This is a genomic window from Dyella halodurans (assembly GCF_026283925.1).
Lineage (GTDB): Bacteria > Pseudomonadota > Gammaproteobacteria > Xanthomonadales > Rhodanobacteraceae > Dyella > Dyella halodurans.
On the sequence record NZ_JAPDPF010000006.1, the window covers coordinates 192,093 to 207,995 of the forward strand.

The 15,903-nt window shown below is 65.0% G+C and carries 14 protein-coding genes; 11 read left to right on the forward strand and 3 right to left on the reverse strand.

The window, feature by feature from the left end; genetic code table 11:
• Positions 1-83: 83 nt before the first annotated feature.
• The gene (locus OUZ49_RS13480; protein ID WP_266150984.1) at positions 84-1,439 is read left to right on the forward strand and encodes a metal-dependent hydrolase family protein; all 1,356 of its coding nucleotides are present in this window, start codon (positions 84-86) and stop codon (positions 1,437-1,439) included.
• Positions 1,440-1,615: 176 nt separating this feature from the next.
• Positions 1,616-2,371 (forward strand): bifunctional demethylmenaquinone methyltransferase/2-methoxy-6-polyprenyl-1,4-benzoquinol methylase UbiE, encoded by a 756-nt coding sequence (gene ubiE / locus OUZ49_RS13485; protein WP_266150985.1) that lies wholly within the window; start codon positions 1,616-1,618, stop codon positions 2,369-2,371.
• Positions 2,372-2,458: 87 nt separating this feature from the next.
• Here the strand turns inward: ubiE and OUZ49_RS13490 are convergent, their stop codons facing one another.
• Positions 2,459-3,118, reverse strand: a complete 660-nt coding sequence (locus OUZ49_RS13490; RefSeq protein WP_266150986.1) for a hypothetical protein — start codon at positions 3,116-3,118, stop codon at positions 2,459-2,461.
• A 219-nt stretch (positions 3,119-3,337) separates the two neighbouring features.
• Here OUZ49_RS13490 and OUZ49_RS13495 point away from each other — a divergent pair, with 219 nt between their 5' ends.
• Positions 3,338-3,991, forward strand: a complete 654-nt coding sequence (locus OUZ49_RS13495) for a Pr6Pr family membrane protein (RefSeq protein WP_266150987.1) — start codon at positions 3,338-3,340, stop codon at positions 3,989-3,991.
• Here OUZ49_RS13495 and OUZ49_RS13500 read toward each other — a convergent pair.
• Positions 3,988-4,683: a glutathione S-transferase family protein gene (locus tag OUZ49_RS13500; protein WP_266150988.1), complete on the reverse strand. Its 696-nt coding sequence runs from the start codon at positions 4,681-4,683 to the stop codon at positions 3,988-3,990. The genes OUZ49_RS13495 and OUZ49_RS13500 overlap by 4 nt on opposite strands.
• Before the next feature lie 6 nt (positions 4,684-4,689).
• On the reverse strand, positions 4,690-5,613 hold the full coding sequence (locus OUZ49_RS13505; protein WP_266150989.1) for a DMT family transporter: 924 nt from the start codon (positions 5,611-5,613) through the stop codon (positions 4,690-4,692).
• Between the two features lie 109 nt (positions 5,614-5,722).
• Between OUZ49_RS13505 and OUZ49_RS13510 the strand changes: the two genes are divergently transcribed.
• From OUZ49_RS13510 to OUZ49_RS13545, 8 genes are all read left to right on the forward strand, one after another.
• A complete protein-coding gene (locus OUZ49_RS13510; protein ID WP_266150990.1) occupies positions 5,723-6,232 on the forward strand; it encodes an Lrp/AsnC family transcriptional regulator in 510 nt (169 codons plus the stop codon).
• A gap of 304 nt (positions 6,233-6,536) precedes the next feature.
• Positions 6,537-8,078, forward strand: a complete 1,542-nt coding sequence (locus tag OUZ49_RS13515; protein ID WP_266150991.1) for a S10 family peptidase — start codon at positions 6,537-6,539, stop codon at positions 8,076-8,078.
• A gap of 26 nt (positions 8,079-8,104) precedes the next feature.
• Positions 8,105-9,679 carry a S10 family peptidase gene (locus OUZ49_RS13520; RefSeq protein ID WP_266150992.1) on the forward strand — a complete coding sequence of 525 codons (1,575 nt, stop codon included), beginning with the start codon at positions 8,105-8,107 and terminating at the stop codon, positions 9,677-9,679.
• The gene (gene acpA, locus OUZ49_RS13525) at positions 9,676-11,373 is read left to right on the forward strand and encodes an acid phosphatase (RefSeq protein ID WP_266150993.1); all 1,698 of its coding nucleotides are present in this window, start codon (positions 9,676-9,678) and stop codon (positions 11,371-11,373) included. Before OUZ49_RS13520 ends, acpA begins: the two co-directional genes overlap by 4 nt.
• A gap of 99 nt (positions 11,374-11,472) precedes the next feature.
• The gene (locus tag OUZ49_RS13530; RefSeq protein ID WP_266150994.1) at positions 11,473-11,778 is read left to right on the forward strand and encodes an EF-hand domain-containing protein; all 306 of its coding nucleotides are present in this window, start codon (positions 11,473-11,475) and stop codon (positions 11,776-11,778) included.
• 319 nt (positions 11,779-12,097) lie between these two features.
• Complete coding sequence (locus OUZ49_RS13535) at positions 12,098-13,963, forward strand: M1 family metallopeptidase (RefSeq protein WP_266150996.1); 1,866 nt, start codon at positions 12,098-12,100, stop codon at positions 13,961-13,963.
• A gap of 80 nt (positions 13,964-14,043) precedes the next feature.
• Complete coding sequence (locus OUZ49_RS13540) at positions 14,044-15,048, forward strand: alpha/beta fold hydrolase (protein ID WP_266150997.1); 1,005 nt, start codon at positions 14,044-14,046, stop codon at positions 15,046-15,048.
• A 182-nt stretch (positions 15,049-15,230) separates the two neighbouring features.
• Complete coding sequence (locus OUZ49_RS13545) at positions 15,231-15,902, forward strand: cupredoxin domain-containing protein (protein WP_266150998.1); 672 nt, start codon at positions 15,231-15,233, stop codon at positions 15,900-15,902.
• Position 15,903 lies beyond the last annotated feature (1 nt).

Below are 15,903 nucleotides of genomic sequence, written 5' to 3' on the forward strand. Positions count from 1 at the left end.
GCCGCGGAGGGGTGACAGAAGTCACGCCTCCGCGTGGGTCATGCAGCGCTTAGGATGATCGCTTCATCCCGGGGAGCTTCACCATGACCGCACGCGTCGCCATCGCCATTGCCGCCGCCCTTTCGTTGCCCACCGCCATCGCGGCCGACGCCATCCATACCAACCACGACGTCACCGTGCTGCACTGCGCGCGCATGGTCGATCCGGTGGCCGGCAAGCTGCTCGGCGAGACCACGCTGGTGATCGACAGTGGCCGCGTGAAGGAGATCCGTGCCGGCGCCGTCGACGACAAGCCCTATCGCGATGCAGCGGCAGCCGCGGGCGGCAACTTCGCCCTGGTCAACCTGGCCGACGCCACCTGCATGCCCGGCCTGATCGACGCGCACACGCACCTGACCTCCGAGACCAGCCCCACCGCCTATACCGACCAGTTCCGCTGGAACACCGCCGATTTCGCCATCCGCTCCACCGTCTACGCCCGCCGCACCCTGCTGGCCGGCTTCACCGCCGTGCGCAATGTCGGTGACGGCGACAACGAATCCATCGCCCTGCGCAACGCGATCAATGCCGGTATCGTGCCGGGGCCGCGCATCTTTACCGCGGGCAAGCCGATTGGCACCACCGGCGGCCACGCCGACCCCACCGATGGCTATCGCATGACCCTGGCCGGCAACCCGGACGCCAAGGACGGCATCATCAACAGCCCCGAGGACGCCTATAAGGCAGTGCGCCAGCACTACAAGGACGGCGTCGACCTGCTCAAGATCATGCCCTCGGGCGGCGTGCTCGACGAAAGCAGCAGCGCCGACAACGCGCAGATGACCATCGACGAGATCAAGGCGGTGGTCAGCGCCGCGCACGACTACGGCTTCACCGTCGCCGCGCATGCGCATGGCGCCGAGGCGATCCGTCGCGCCGTGCTGGGCGGCGTCGACTCGATCGAACACGGCACCTTCATGAACGACGAGGACATGAAGCTGATGAAGGAGCACGGCACCTGGTACGTGCCCACCATCATCGCCGGCAAGTACGTGCAGGAAATGGCCGCCAAGCCTGGCTACTACCCGCCGCAGGTGGCGGCCAAGGCGATGCAGGTCGGCCCGATCATCCAGGCCACCGCGGGCAAGGCCTACAAGGCCGGCGTGAAGATCGCCTTCGGCACCGACGCCGCCGTCTACCCGCACGGCCAGAACGCCAAGGAATTCCAGTACATGGTGCAGGCCGGCATCCCCGCCATGTATGCCCTGCAGGCCGCCACCACCCACGCCGCCGAACTACTGCACAAGCAGGACGAACTGGGCCAGATCGCGGTGGGCCGCCGCGCCGACGTGATCGCCGTGCCGGGCAATCCGCTGGATGACATCACCCTGATGCAGAAGGTCAGCTTCGTGATGAAGGATGGCGTGGTTTACAAGCAGGAAGGCAAGGAAGTGCTGTAACGCCGTCTTGCTCCCTCTCCCCTCCGGGGAGAGGGCTGGGGTGAGGGGCCAATCTAGCGAAAGGGCCGCATCAGAGCCGGCTCTTTTAGGCGCCACCGCGAGCACCCACCCCTCATCCCAACCTTCTCCCCGGAGGGGAGAAGGAGCTCGAGGCGCCGATCCGCTACCATGTACGCATGAGCGATCAGCAGCCCAACACCACCCATTTCGGATTCCGCGACGTGCCTGTCGCCGACAAGCAGAAGCTGGTCGGCCAGGTATTCACCTCGGTCGCGCGCAGCTATGACCTGATGAACGACCTGATGTCGTTTGGCGTCCACCGCCTGTGGAAGCGCCATTTCGTCAGCGTCAGCGGCGTGCGCCGCGGTGACCGCGTGCTCGACCTCGCTGGCGGCACCGGCGACATCGCCGCCCTGCTGCGTCCGGTGGTGGGCACGGAAGGCGAGATCGTGGTGGGTGACATCAACGCCGCCATGCTCGGCGTCGGCCGCGACCGCCTGACCGACCGCGGCATGGTGTCGGGCCTGCGCTGGGCCCAGCTCAATGCCGAGGCGCTGCCGTTCCCCGACAACAGCTTCGACGCCGTGACCATGGCCTTCGGCCTGCGCAATGTCACCGACAAGGACAAGGCGCTGGCCGATATCTGCCGCGTGCTCAAGCCCGGTGGCCGTGCCCTGGTGCTGGAATTCTCGCGCGTGCAGAGCGAAGTCTTCAGCAAGCTCTACGACTTCCACTCGTTCAAGGTGCTGCCCAAGCTCGGCCAGCTGTTCGCCGGCGACGCCGACAGCTACCAGTACCTCGCCGAGTCGATCCGCAAGCATCCGGACCAGGAAACGCTGAAGAGCATGATGGAGCGCGCCGGCTTCGGCCGCGTCGACGTGCGCAACCTCACCAACGGCATCGTGGCAATCCACCGCGGCTACAAGTTCTAGTCGCACGGCGTGATGGGGCGTCTCGCCGCACCGCCCGCCACAACGTCATAAGAAAGGCGACCATCCTTGCGATGGTCGCCTTTTTCTTCACACCTTCAACACCTGCGATGCAAGCACCTTGGTGCAATCGTTCGCCGCTTTTTCGAGCAACTGCTTAAGCAGCGCGGCATGATTGCTCAACAGCTCGTCCTTGGTTGGCGGGTTGTCATCACTCGAAGGCTGCGCCTTGCACATCGTTTCCGCCACCACGGTCCCGTGAGCTTCATCGATGAGGCGCAATCTCGCCGCATAGAACACGCGGTAGTGACTCCAATTGGTCGGGAAATAGGCGAAATTCCAGTTCAACGTTTTTACGTCCAGCAGATAGTCCGCATGCGGGAAATTGGTTATCAGGTCCGGGATCTTGTCCGACTTGGTCGGCGTCCCATGGCTCTCGACGTTATGCATGTGGTGCGAATCGACCAACATCGCAGCCAGATCGTTGTTGATCTTGATCGCCGGATCCGCAATTTGGTTCTGGCTGACGATATCGTTGCCAGCCTGGATCATGGCCATCGCTCCGAATAGGCCGAATGACGCTTTGCCCGCCGTCATCGCACTAAAATCGGGCGTAACGTAGGCGGTAGACGTCAATGTCTTCGATTCCAAGCCCTTTGCGGCACTATCGGTGACCGGCTTATTGTCGACGGTGACGCAGCCGGATAGGAGCATGGCCACGGCGGCCACACTTGCAGCTCGATTAAACATCCCCTTCCCCCTGTTGGTTCAATCAGAACCGCACATTGCATGCGACTCCCCCTGACCGCGCCCGGAAATCTGGTGAGGTCGGAAGGGGATTCTAGCAACGTGATTTCTCTCTGGACCAGGGCTGGGATCTTGGCGGCAAGAGCACCTTCAAACTTCGGTGAGCCACTTCCTAGGAGTGCATCTAACCCGGCATGATGCGCAGTGCCACGGAGACTTGGAATGTCGCAACCCTATCGCCTACTTGCCACGCTAGGCGCCCTGCTCGGCTGGTTCGGGCTGGTGTTGCAGTTCTGGATGTCAGCTCGCCAGACCGGTGGCGTCCTCGCCGGCCTTTGGTTGTTGCTGGGCTTCTACACGATCCTGACGAATCTGCTGGTGGCCGCGGCGCTGACGGCGACGGCGATCGGGCCGCGCGGCGTGGTCACGCGATTCTTCCTGCGCCCTGGCGTGCAAACGGCCCTGGCGATGAGCATCACCATCGTGGGCCTGATCTACAACGTGATGTTGCGCGGGCTGTGGCACCCCGAGGGCTGGCTGCTATTGGCGGACGTCATCGTGCATGACGTCATGCCCGTGCTGTACCTGGTCTATTGGTGGCTGGCCGTGGCGAAGAGCGACCTGCGCTGGTCCCAGGTACTGGTCTGGCAAAGCTATCCCGCCGCCTATTTTCTCTACGTGTTGCTACGCGGCGCCAGCGATGGCCGGTATCCCTACCCATTCCTGGACGTCCCTACGCTGGGATATCTGCAGGTGTTGATCGACGCCTGTTTCGTCCTACTGGCGTTTATCTGCGTAGGCCTGGTGCTGGTTGCCGTGGGCCGCTGGCAGGCGCGCCGGCACGGCATGAAGCGATATCCCAGGCCCGCGATCTAGGCTTGACGCAGGTCTTCGAGCACGTCGCCAAAATGCAGCGTTTCTTCCTCATGCGCATTGTCGCGCCAGGTTTCGGCGAGTGCCGCGTCGTACCAGCGACGCATGGACGGTAGCGCCAGCAGCCGTTGCGCGTACTCCGCGGCAGGGCGATCCAGCGCGAGGCCGTAAGTCTGCACGCGGAACGCCACGGGGGCAAAGAACGCATCTACGGCGGTGAATGCCTTGCCGGCGAGGAAGGGGCCACCGAAGCGCGACAGGCCTTCGCTCCAGAGTTCATTGATGCGGGCGATATCCGCGTTCAGCGCCGGCCCGATATCACGCAAGCGCACGCGTATGCCGCAATTCATGCCGCACTGGTCGCGCAGGGTGGCGAAGCCGGAATGCATCTCCGCCGCGGCACAACGCGCCCAGGTGCGGGCAACCGCATCGGACGGCCACACTTGCGGATGACGCTCGGCGAGGTACTCGGTGATCGCCAGCGAATCCCATACCACGGTGTCGCCGTCCTGCAGGCAGGGCACGCGACCGCTCGGCGAGAAGCTGCGGAAGCGGCTCCAGTTGGAACCCTGGTCGAAGGCCACCTGGTGTTCCTCGAACGGAATGCCGAGCTCGCTCAGCAATACCCATGGGCGCAGCGACCACGACGAGTAGTTCTTGTTGGCGATATAGAGTGCTGGTATCGACGGGGTCATGGCGTGTCAGTGTTGTTTGACGGGTGTCGTGGTCACCGGTGCGGCGGACGATGGCGCACGGCGACGGGCATTGGCAAGCACCACGCCGCCGACCGTCACCACGCCACCGACCAAGGTCAGCCAGCCCGGGCGCTCGCCGAGCCAGACCCAGCCGATCAGCACCGCGATCGGCGGCGAGAAGTAGATGAAGCTGCTGACCTGCGAGGCGGAGGCGCGGTGCAGCGCCGCGTTCCAGGTGACATAGCCGATGAAGGTGGGCGCGATGCCCAGCCACACCAGGGCCCAGATATGCGAGGCGGGCGCCACGGCCAGCGCATGCGGCAAGCCCAGGCCGAACGGCAGCGCGCCCAGCATGCCGGCGAAGAAGGTGAAGCCGGTGACACCCAGCATGCTGTTGCGGGCGAACAGCGGCTTCTGTCCCACGAAGAAGATCGCCGAGGCCAGCACGCTCACCAGTACCAGCGCGGCCATTGGCTCGAACTTCACGTCTTTGCCGCTGGCCAGAACCACCATCACCACGCCCACCAGGGCCACGCCGAGTCCGACCAGGGTGCGCGGTGACAGGCGTTCGCGCAGCCAGATCGCCGACAGTGCCGCGGTGGCGGCCGGCACCAGCGAAATCAGGATCGCCGCCGTGCCGCTGGCAACGCGGGTTTCGGCCGTGTTGAGGCAGAGGTGGTAAACGGTCAGGCCGATCACGCCCAGCAGGGCCAGCTGCGGCCAGTCGCGCCGGGCCGGCAACGGCACCCGCTTCACCAGCAGCAGCACGGCAAAGCACAGCGAGCCGATGGCCAGGCGCGCCAGCGCCACTTCGCCGGGGGTGAACGAGGCCAGGGCATAGGCGATCGCGGCATAGGCCGACGACCAGGTAAGCAGGGCGATGCCGATATAGCTGAGGGCACGCCCGTCCAGGCGTTCCGGGGTTTGCATGGGGAAAGGTTCCGTGGGAAAGCGTGCAAATCGTAAGTCGGAGGGCGGGTGCGCTTGAATGATGGATCAGCGTACGATGAGGATGTTTCGCCAACGAACGAAGTGTCCAATGAACGCACTGACCTTTGAATCGAAACCGATTTGGGACGCAACGGATTGGCAACTGCTGGAGGCCCTGCAGCAGGATGCTCGCCTCGGTTACGCGGAACTGGGACGCAAGGTGCGCCTGTCCGCGCCGGCCGTGGCCGAGCGCGTCAAGCGCCTGGAGGAGGCGGGCATCATCACCGGCTATCGCGCGGTGGTGAACCCGCGCAAGCTGGGCTACGAGATCGACGCCATGATCCGGCTGCGCTGCGATGGCGGCATTTGCGCCCGCGTGGGCAGCCTGGTGGCGGATATCCCCGAAGTGCTCGACTGCCGCCGCCTGGCCGGTGAGGACTCGGCTCTGCTGCGCGTGGTGGCGATGTCCATCTCGCATCTGGAAACCGTGCTGGACCGCCTGCTGAAGATCCACGCCAGCATCAGCACAACCACCCTGGTGGTGCTGCAGACGCCACACGAGAACCGGCCGCTGACGCGGACGATGTGGAATGCAGGGCGGGCGTTGATGCAGGACTGAGACCAGTCCAAGGCCTGCAAGTGGAGGCCACGCCAGCCTCGCGCGCAACCTCTCCTACTCGTCATCCCAGCGAAAGCTGGGATCCAGTACCTCTAGCCTTCCAATGGGCGTTGGCAAGTCAAAACAAGTCGCTGGATCCCAGCTTTCGCTGGGATGACGAGTAGGAAGGGGAGTCGCAAGCCATTACGAAGCCTGCGACCTTGGTCGCGCGCCTACCCAGTACTTTTGTCACGGTCGCACCCGGACCGCGATGCGCATACTCCAACGACATTACATCGATCCAATCGTTGCCCCGGGAGTTCGCATGCGCCGTTTGTTCTACCTGCTGCTGAGCGGCAGTCTGGTGTTGTCACCCTGTACCGCACTCCTGGCCAAGGATGCCCCCACCGACAAGGCCGCCGCCGCAAAGGACGAAGACGTCCAGGCGCCCAGCACCGAAAGCGCCGTGCGCACCAAGCACAGCGTCACCATCAATGGGCATTCGATCGCGTATACCGCCACGGCCGGCAACCTGATCATCCGCGACGAGAAGGGCCAGCCGCAGGCCAGCGTGTTCTACGTGGCCTACACGGTCGACAACGGCAAGGCCGAAAAGCGGCCGGTGACCTTCCTCTACAACGGCGGCCCTGGCTCTTCCAGCATGTGGCTGCACATGGGTTCGTTCGCGCCGGTGCGCATCGAGACCGCCAGCCCGCAGGCTACCGCGCCGGCGCCGTACAAGCTGGTGCCGAACAACGACAGCCTGCTCGACAAGACCGACCTGGTCTTTATCGATGCGGTCGGTGCCGGTTATTCGCGCCCGGTCGGCAAGGCCGAGGGCAAGGATTTCTGGGGCGTCGACCAGGACATCTCCGCGTTCTCGCGCGCGATCCAACGCTACGTCACCATCAACAACCGCTGGAATTCGCCGAAGTTCCTTTACGGCGAAAGCTACGGCACCACGCGTTCCGCTGCCCTGGTGGATGCGCTGCAGGACAAGGGCATGTCGTTCAACGGCGTGATCCTGATGTCCTCGATCCTCAATTACGGCGTGCGCATACCGGGCTACGACGAGATGTATGTCGGCTACGTGCCCAGCTACGCGGCCGCCGCCTGGTATCACCACAAGCTCGCCAACCAGCCGGCCGACCTGAAGAGCTACCTCGACGAGGTGCGCGCGTTTGCGCGTGGACCGTATGCCTCGGCACTGGCCAAGGGCCAGGACCTGCCGCCGGCCGAAGCCGATGCGGTGGCGCGCCAGCTGGCCAGCTATACCGGCATGCCGGTGAGCTACATCAAGGACGCGAACCTGCGCGTGGAGCCATCTCGCTTCCGCAAGGAACTGCTGCGCAATGAGCGCCGCACGCTGGGCCGCTACGACGCCCGCTTCGAGGGCGTGGATGAAGACGCCGCTGGCGAAACGCCGGACTACGACGCCTCCGATGCCGGCATAAGCGGCGCCTTCGTCACCGCGTTCCACGACTACATCACCAGCCAGCTGAACTATCACAGCGATCTCGAGTATCGCCCGACCTTCAGCGACATCGGCAAGGACTGGGACTGGAAGCACCAGGCGGCCGGCATCAAGCGCCCGCTGCCGACGGCGTATGTCGCCGGTGACCTGGCCCATGCGATGCGTACCAACCCGAACCTGCAGGTGTTGTCGGTCAACGGCTATTACGACTTCGCCACGCCGTTCTTCATCACCGAGTTCGACCTGTCGCACATGAACCTGGAGCCGTCCCTACGCGGCAACCTGCACTTCGTGTACTACCCCTCGGGGCATATGATTTACCTCAATACCGATGCGTTGAAGCAGCTCAAGGGCGACCTGTCCCGCTACTACGACAACACCACCCACCTTTGACCTGCGCCGTACCGGAGACGACCCCCATGCGCCACTACGCACTCACTTCGCTCGCCCTCGCCACCGTGTTGGCCCTGGGCACCCTGCCGCTGCACGCGGCCGACACCGACAGCAAGGACGCGCCCAAGGCGCAGGCCGACAAGAAAGACGCGGACAAGGCCGACAAGAGCGCCTCGGATGAACAACCGATCCCGGCCGAGCGCGCGGTAACCACCAAGCACAGTGTCAAGATCAACGGCCGAACGATCGACTACAAGGCCACCGCGGGCACCATGTTGATCCGCGATGAGAAGGGCAAGCCGACGGTGAGCTTCTTCTATGTCGCCTACACCGCCGATGGCGGCAAGGGCGGCAAGCGCCCGGTCACGTTCTTCTACAACGGCGGCCCGGGTTCGTCCTCCATGTGGCTGCACATGGGTTCGTTCGGCCCGGTGCGCGTGGCCAACGACGGCGACAAACCGATCCCGCCGGCGCCGTACCACACCGTGCCGAACGAGCAGAGCCTGCTCGACAAGACCGACCTGGTCTTCATCGATGCGCCGGGTACCGGTTATTCGCAGCTGGTAGGCAAGGCCGAGGGCAAGGATTTCTACGGCGTCGACCAGGACGCCGCCGCCTTCACCCAGTTCGTCAGCCGCTACGTGAGCCAGAACAACCGCTGGAACTCGCCGAAGTTCCTGTTCGGCGAAAGCTACGGCACCACGCGTTCGGCCGTGCTGGCGAAGTCGCTGCAGGAAAAGGGCATGGAGCTCAACGGCATCGTGCTGATGTCGTCGATCCTCGACTTCACCGTCGCCGCGCCCGGCATCGATCACGGCTATATCGTGAACCTGCCGACCGAGGCGGCGATCGCCTGGTATCACAACAAGGTGCCGAACAAGCCGGCCGATATCGGTGCGTTCCTGGCCGAGGTGCGCCGCTTCGCCTCGGGCGACTACACCCTGGCCCTGGCCAAGGGCGATGCCATCGATCCGGCCGAGCGCGACCGCGTCGCCAACCAGCTGAGCAAGTATCTCGGCCTGTCGCCGCAGTACATCAAGGATGCGAACCTGCGCATCGGCCCCAGCCGCTTCCGCAAGGAACTGATGCGTGACGACCGCCGCACGGTGGGACGTCTGGACGGCCGTTTCGTCGGCATCGATCCGGATGCCGCCGGCGAGACGCCCGATGGCGACACCGCCAGCGACGCCATCACCGGCGCCTATGTGGCCACGTTCAACCAGTACGCCGCCAACGAACTGAAGTTCACAGAAGACCGCCCCTACCTGCCGAACAACTACGCCGTAGTCGGCAAGAGCTGGGACTGGAAGCGCAAGAACAGCGGCGGCTGGACCCAGGCCACCTACGTCGGCAGCGATCTCGGCGATGCCATGCGCCGCAACCCGCACCTGAAGGTGTTCTCGGCGAACGGCTACTACGACCTGGCCACCCCGTTCTACGCCACCGAGTTCGATCTGACCCACCTGGGCCTGGAACCGGCGCAGCTGAAGAACATCTCGTACGGCTTCTATCCTTCCGGCCATATGATCTACCTGGACCAGAAGTCGCTGGAACAGACCAAGGTCGACCTGTCCCACTTCTACGAAGACGCAGCGCCGTGACCAAACAGACGCCACCGACTACCGACGCACCTGCTCCCGAGGAGCCTGTCGACCCGTCCCGCCGCCGCCTGTTGGGCGGCATGGCGGTCACGGGTGCGGCGCTGGCCCTGGGCGGTTACCAGGCGGCGGATGCCGCTGCATCCGCCGCCAGCAAGCCTACGCCGACGGCGCTGGATGAGGCGCTGCGCGCGCATATCCAGCAGGTGGTGGTGATCTACGCGGAGAACCGCAGCTTCAACAACCTGTTCGCCAACTTCCCCGGCGTGGAGAAGCCGCTCAGCGCGCTGAGGCCGGAGGAGTTTCTGCAGCGCGATCGCGACGGCTCGATCCTGAAGACCTTGCCGCCGATCTGGCATGGCCTGGTGCCGCACTCGCAGACGGTGAACCACCGCAACTACGAAGTGAAACAGGCCGACCTGCTCGGCCTGCCGAACGCCCCGTGGGCGCTGCGCACCGGCCAGGGCGAGCCCTTGCCGCACGGCGTGGTCACGCGCGACCTGGTGCACAGCTTTTACAACAACCAGCTGCAGATCAACGGCGGCAAGAACGATGGCTTCGTCGCCTGGGGCGACACCGGCGCTATGGTCATGGGCCACTACGGGGACAGTTCGGCCCACCTGCGCCTGTGGCAGCTCGCGCGCCAGTTCACCCTGTGCGACAACTTCTTCATGGGCGCCTTCGGCGGCTCCTTCCTCAACCACCAGTACCTGGTGGCGGCACAACCGCCGTACTACCCGCAGGCCGACCAGAGCCCCGCGCGCTTCAATATTGCCGTCACCGAAAGCGGCGAACCGACCGACGCGCGCCTGAAGCTGGCGAACGACTCGCCGGCCAGCGCGATGGAGGGCACGCCCCGCTTCGCTTCGCGCAGCTCGCTCACGCCGGATTTCTGGGCCGTGAACACGATGATGCCGCCGTATGCGCCCAGCGCCACGGAGTCAGGCAGCAACCCGGCCCTGGCCGATCCGGACAGCCCCAACACAGTGCCGCCGCAGACGCACAAGCACATTGGCGACGTGCTGTCCGCCGCCGGCGTCGACTGGGCCTGGTACGGCGGCGCCTGGCAGCTGGCCCTGGATGGCAAGGGCGATGGCGACCAGCATCAGTTTCCGCAACGCCCGAACTTCCAGATCCATCATCAGCCGCTGAACTACTTCAAGAGTCTGGCTCCCGGCACCGCGGCGCGCGCGCAACACCTGCGCGATGGCGGCGTGGGCGAGACGGCGCCGGACAATCGTTTCATCGCCGATATCGAAGCGGGCCGCCTGCCGGCCGTGAGCTTCTACAAGCCGCAGGGCGACCTGAACATGCACGCCGGTTATTCCGACGTGGATGCGGGCGATCGCCACATCATGCGCATCATCGACGCGCTGCAGAAATCGCCGGCGTGGAAACAGGTGCTGGTGGTGATCACCGTCGATGAGAACGGCGGCTGGTGGGACCACGTGGCGCCGCCCAAGGGCGATCGCTGGGGACCGGGCTCGCGCATCCCCGCCATCATCGTGTCGCCATTCGCCAAGAAGGGGCATGTCGACCACACCATCTACGACACCGGCTCGATCGCCCGCTTCCTGACCCGCCGCTTCAGCCTGGAAAAGCTGCCCGGCCTGACCCTGCGCGAGCAGGCCATGGTGGCTGCCGGTGGGCCCCCGCCCGGTGACCTGACGGCGGCGCTGGAGTTTGGCGCCGCCTGACACGCCTGTCCGCCCACCTGCTCCACTGGGGCGGGCGGGCACGAACCGCTCACGGCCGCGATAACATACTGGGCCCAGTAGTCGCCGGAGAGCATCGCCATGAATCGCACCCCATTTGCCGTTGCCATGCTCGCCACCCTGTTGGCCGTTTCAGCCAGTCATGCCCAGTCGGGCTACGGCGGCATCGCCAACACGGCGCAAAAGGCCATGAAGAACTTCGACATTGCCGACAAGAACCATGACGGCCTGTTGACCCGGGAAGAAGCTGAGAAGGTGCCGTTCATCAAGGCGCATTTCGACGAGATCGACAAGGCCCACCGCGGCGTGGTGTCCAAGCAGGATGTGCGCGACTACATCAGCTCGTTGCAGCGACCGGCGCCGGCAGCGGCCGGCTCCGTGCATTGATGTCACTTGCCGTGGCGCGGATCTAGGACGTGCTCGTCATCCCAGCCAAAGCTGGACAAGCGCGAAGCGCGCAGAACGCCCGTAGGGCGGCCCCGAAGGGGCGAGCGTAGCGAGTCATCCAGCAACTTCCGCCCTTGATCTAAGGCACTGGATCCCAGCTTTCGCTGGGATGACGGTGAGGGGGCTTGTGGCCTTCCTGGACCCGGCTTTCGTACGGATAACGGTGAGGGGCCTGTGCCCTCCCAGGGTGACCATCGGCCCCCGCGGCCATCACACCGTCGATGGCATACTCCGCGTTCCTGCTGATGGAGTCCCCCCGATGCGCCCGTTACATGTTCTTGCCATCGGCGCCCTCGTGCTGCCACTGAGCGCCTTCGCCGCCGACCCGCATTCCTTTGCCCAGCCCGACCAGGTCCGCGTGACCCACCTGGACCTGGACCTGAAGATCGACTTCCCGCAGAAACAGCTGGACGGCAAGGCCACGCTGACGCTGGAGTGGAAGAATCCGAAGGCCACCTCGCTGGTGCTGGACACGCGCGACCTGAAGATCGCCAGCATCGAAGGCATCGATGCCAAGGGCCACGCCAACGCGCTGAAGTTCGCCCTGGCCCCGCGCGACAAGGAGCTGGGCAGCAAGCTGACCATCGCCACGCCAACGCAGCCGGCCCAGGTGCGCATCGTCTATTCCACCGTACCGACCGCCTCGGGCCTGCAATGGCTGACGCCGGAACAGACTGCCGACAAGAAGTTGCCCTTCATGTTCTCGCAGTCGGAATCCATCCACGCCCGCTCGTGGGTGCCGCTGCAGGATACGCCGGCGGTTCGCTTCACCTACACCGCGAACGTGACCGCGCCGAAGGATGTGCGCGTGGTGATGAGCGCGATTAACGACGCCAACCATCCGCTCGATGGCAACTTCAGCTTCAACCAGCCGCACCCGATTCCGTCCTACCTGCTGGCGATTGCCGCTGGCGATATCGCGGCCAAGGAAACCGGCCCGCGCTCGGCCGTGTACGCCGAGCCCAGCGTGGTCGGCAAGGCGGCGAAGGAATTCGAAGACACCGAGAAGCTGATCGCCACTGCCGAGAAGCTCTACGGACCGTATGCCTGGGACCGCTACGACCTGCTGGTGCTGCCGCCGTCGTTCCCATTCGGCGGCATGGAAAACCCGAACATGACGTTTGCCACGCCGACCTTGCTGGTGGGCGACAAGAGCCTGGTCTCGGTGATCTCGCATGAGCTGGCCCATTCGTGGTCGGGCAACCTGGTGACCAGCGCCGCCTGGCGCGACATCTGGCTCAACGAGGGCTTTACCACCTATGTGCAGGGCCGCATCACCGAGGCGGTCTACGGCAAGACCCTCGCGGACGAGGAGGCGCTGCTGTCGGCGCGCAACCTGCAGAAGACCATCGGCGCGATGCCGGCGAACGCGCAGCGCCTGGCGCCGGAACCGCGCGGCATCGGTGCCGACGATTCGCTGTCCGAGGTGCCCTACGACAAGGGTTCGTGGTTTCTGCGCACGCTGGAGCAGCGCTTCGGCCGCGAGACCTTCGATGAGTACCTGAAGGGCTACTTCAATCACTTCGCGTTCCAGAGCATCACCACCGAGCAGATGCTGGACTATCTGAAGGCCAACCTGTTCGACAAGAACCCGGGCAAGATGAGCTGGGACGAAGTGAAGGCCTGGGTCTACGACCCGGGTATTCCGAAGAACGCCCCGTTGCCGGATTCCCCGCGCTTCGACGCGATCGACAAGGAACGCGCCGCCTTCCTCGCCGGCACCCTGGCCGCCGACAAGCTCGACGCCAAGAGCTGGAACACGCAGGAGTGGATGTACTTCCTCGACGGCCTGCCGGACGTGGCGCCGCTCGACAAGCTCAAGCAGCTCGATGCCACCTGGCACCTTACCGGCACGCCGAACGCCGAGATCGGCATGCGCTGGTACAGCCACGCCATCGCCGCCGGCGACAAGGACGTGTGGAACGCTGCCGCCGAACACATGAGCCGCATCGGCCGCCTGTACCTGACCATGCCGTTGTACAAGGCCTTCGCCAGGACGCCGGAAGGCCTCGCATTTGCCGAGCAGGTCTACGCCAAGGCCAAGTCGGGTTATCACCCGCTGACCCAGCAGGCGGTGCAAACCTTGTTCGCCAAGGCGAAGAAGGGCGACAAGACCGAGAAGTAAGACCTGCGCCCGCCTCCTTGCAAAAGGAGGCGGGCGACGCCATCGATTGTCGCGCCCTTCAACGTCCAGCGAGCAGCCCCATGACGCCACCTACCCCGCCCACGCAGGCCCCGGCCTCCACGCGCCCCTTGTGGCAGCGCCTGGCGCTGCGCCGCCTGAAGTTCCTGGCCTTTGTCGCCGTGCTGCTGGCGGTGGGGCTGGGCGGCTCCTACCTGTTCGCGCCGCAATGGCTGATGACGGCCGAGATCAAGCGTCAGGCCATGTCGGCCCACGTCGAGGAGCACTCGGTGCAGGTGGGCGACACCCACTGGGTGTACTTCGAAGGCGGCCAGGGCCCCACCCTGTTGCTGCTGCATGGCTTTGCCGCCACCAAGGAAGTGTGGCTCAAGCAGGCCGAACTGCTGACGCCGCATTTCCACGTGATTGCGCCGGACCTGCCGGGCTGGGGCGAATCCAGCCGCGTTGACGGCGCCAGCTACAACATCGATGCCCAAGCCTCCCGTTTGCAGGCCTTCGTCGAAGCGCTGCACTTGCCGCGCTTCGTGCTGATCGGCCACTCCATGGGTGGTGCGATCGCCGGTGTGTATGCGGCCGAGCACCCGGAGCATGTGGCCGAGCTGGCCTTGCTCAGTTCGTTTGGCCTCAAGACCAACGAGAACGACTTCTCGCGCGCGGCCATGGCCGGCAAGAATCCGTTCGTGTTTGACGATCGCGCCGGCTTCGAACGCGCCACCGCGTTGGCCTTCGTCACACCGCCCTCGATGCCGGGCCGTTTCGTCGATGTATTGGTCCAGCGCAACCAGGCCAACCGCGCCTTCATCGAACACACCTTCAACGAATTGCGCGAACCCTCGCAATACCTGTCCCTGCAGAATCGTCTCGACCAGCTGACCATGCCGGTGCTGGGCCTGTGGTGCCACGACGACAAGATCGTCGATATCTCCGCCCTCGACAGCCTGCGCAACGGCCTCAAGAACGCCAGCGCCATCAGCACCAGCGTGCTGAGCGGCTGCAACCACATGCCGATCTTGGAGAAGCCGGAAGAGACCGCGCGGATCCTGACTGCGTTTGCGCTATCGCATTGAGGACACCAGGCCGGCGGCCGTAGGCAGCCTGCCCCTGCCGCCCTTGGCCCCGGCGCCCCGTGTGGCGCCGGCCGCCGCCACGCCACCCTCAAGACCGCCCCATCAGCCGATGGGATAGCCCCTGTGGTTGCAAACCCGCCGGGTGCTGTAGGCTAGCCTGCGGGGATACAGGGGGAATATCGATGCGTTGGCTACGCATGATAGTCATGGCCTTCGTGCTGCCGATCGCATGGCCGGCTGCCGCGAGCGATCTGACCGTGAAGGTGATCGGTGGCGACGGCAAGCCCGTTAGCGACGCCGTGCTCACGGTGACCCGCGATGACCCGGCGACGGACTCGGCCAAGCCCCCCTCGGATGAGCATGCGGCTGCGGCCACCCGGATCATCGACCAGAAGAACGAGACCTTTCTGCCCTACGTCCAGGTGTTCCGGCCCGGCGACAGCGTGGTCTTCCGCAACAGCGACACCACGCGCCATCACCTCTACTCGTTCTCGCCGATCAAGTCGTTCGAGTTCGTGTTGCGGCCGGGCGAAAGCTCGCCGGCGCTGACCCTGGATCACGCCGGCATCGCCGCGGTCGGCTGCAACATCCACGATCACATGATTACGTACCTGTACGTGTCCGATGCAGAGAGCATCGCCGTGTCCGGGCCCGATGGGCAGGTCACGTTGCCGCACCTCACGGCGGGTCACTACACCCTGCATCTATGGCATCCGCAGTTGCACCCTGGGCGCCCCGACATCGTCCGCGCCATCCGTATCGACGGGAATGCGTCCCCGGAGCCCATCACCATGGCCTTGTCCTTGATCCCCGATCCGCGCCTGCAGATCGATCGCGAACACCTGGGATATTGAC

Bases quoted from the DNA above. Each gene is read 5' to 3' on its own strand.
- OUZ49_RS13520 (WP_266150992.1), top strand. From the start codon at position 8,105: ATGCGCCACTACGCACTCACTTCGCTCGCCCTCGCCACCGTGTTGGCC.
- ubiE (WP_266150985.1), top strand. From the start codon at position 1,616: ATGAGCGATCAGCAGCCCAACACCACCCATTTCGGATTCCGCGACGTG.
- OUZ49_RS13505 (WP_266150989.1), bottom strand. From the start codon at position 5,613: ATGCAAACCCCGGAACGCCTGGACGGGCGTGCCCTCAGCTATATCGGC.
- OUZ49_RS13500 (WP_266150988.1), bottom strand. From the start codon at position 4,683: ATGACCCCGTCGATACCAGCACTCTATATCGCCAACAAGAACTACTCG.
- OUZ49_RS13490 (WP_266150986.1), bottom strand. From the start codon at position 3,118: ATGTTTAATCGAGCTGCAAGTGTGGCCGCCGTGGCCATGCTCCTATCC.
- OUZ49_RS13530 (WP_266150994.1), top strand. From the start codon at position 11,473: ATGAATCGCACCCCATTTGCCGTTGCCATGCTCGCCACCCTGTTGGCC.
- OUZ49_RS13510 (WP_266150990.1), top strand. From the start codon at position 5,723: ATGAACGCACTGACCTTTGAATCGAAACCGATTTGGGACGCAACGGAT.
- OUZ49_RS13480 (WP_266150984.1), top strand. From the start codon at position 84: ATGACCGCACGCGTCGCCATCGCCATTGCCGCCGCCCTTTCGTTGCCC.
- OUZ49_RS13545 (WP_266150998.1), top strand. From the start codon at position 15,231: ATGCGTTGGCTACGCATGATAGTCATGGCCTTCGTGCTGCCGATCGCA.
- OUZ49_RS13495 (WP_266150987.1), top strand. From the start codon at position 3,338: ATGTCGCAACCCTATCGCCTACTTGCCACGCTAGGCGCCCTGCTCGGC.
- OUZ49_RS13540 (WP_266150997.1), top strand. From the start codon at position 14,044: ATGACGCCACCTACCCCGCCCACGCAGGCCCCGGCCTCCACGCGCCCC.
- OUZ49_RS13515 (WP_266150991.1), top strand. From the start codon at position 6,537: ATGCGCCGTTTGTTCTACCTGCTGCTGAGCGGCAGTCTGGTGTTGTCA.
- OUZ49_RS13535 (WP_266150996.1), top strand. From the start codon at position 12,098: ATGCGCCCGTTACATGTTCTTGCCATCGGCGCCCTCGTGCTGCCACTG.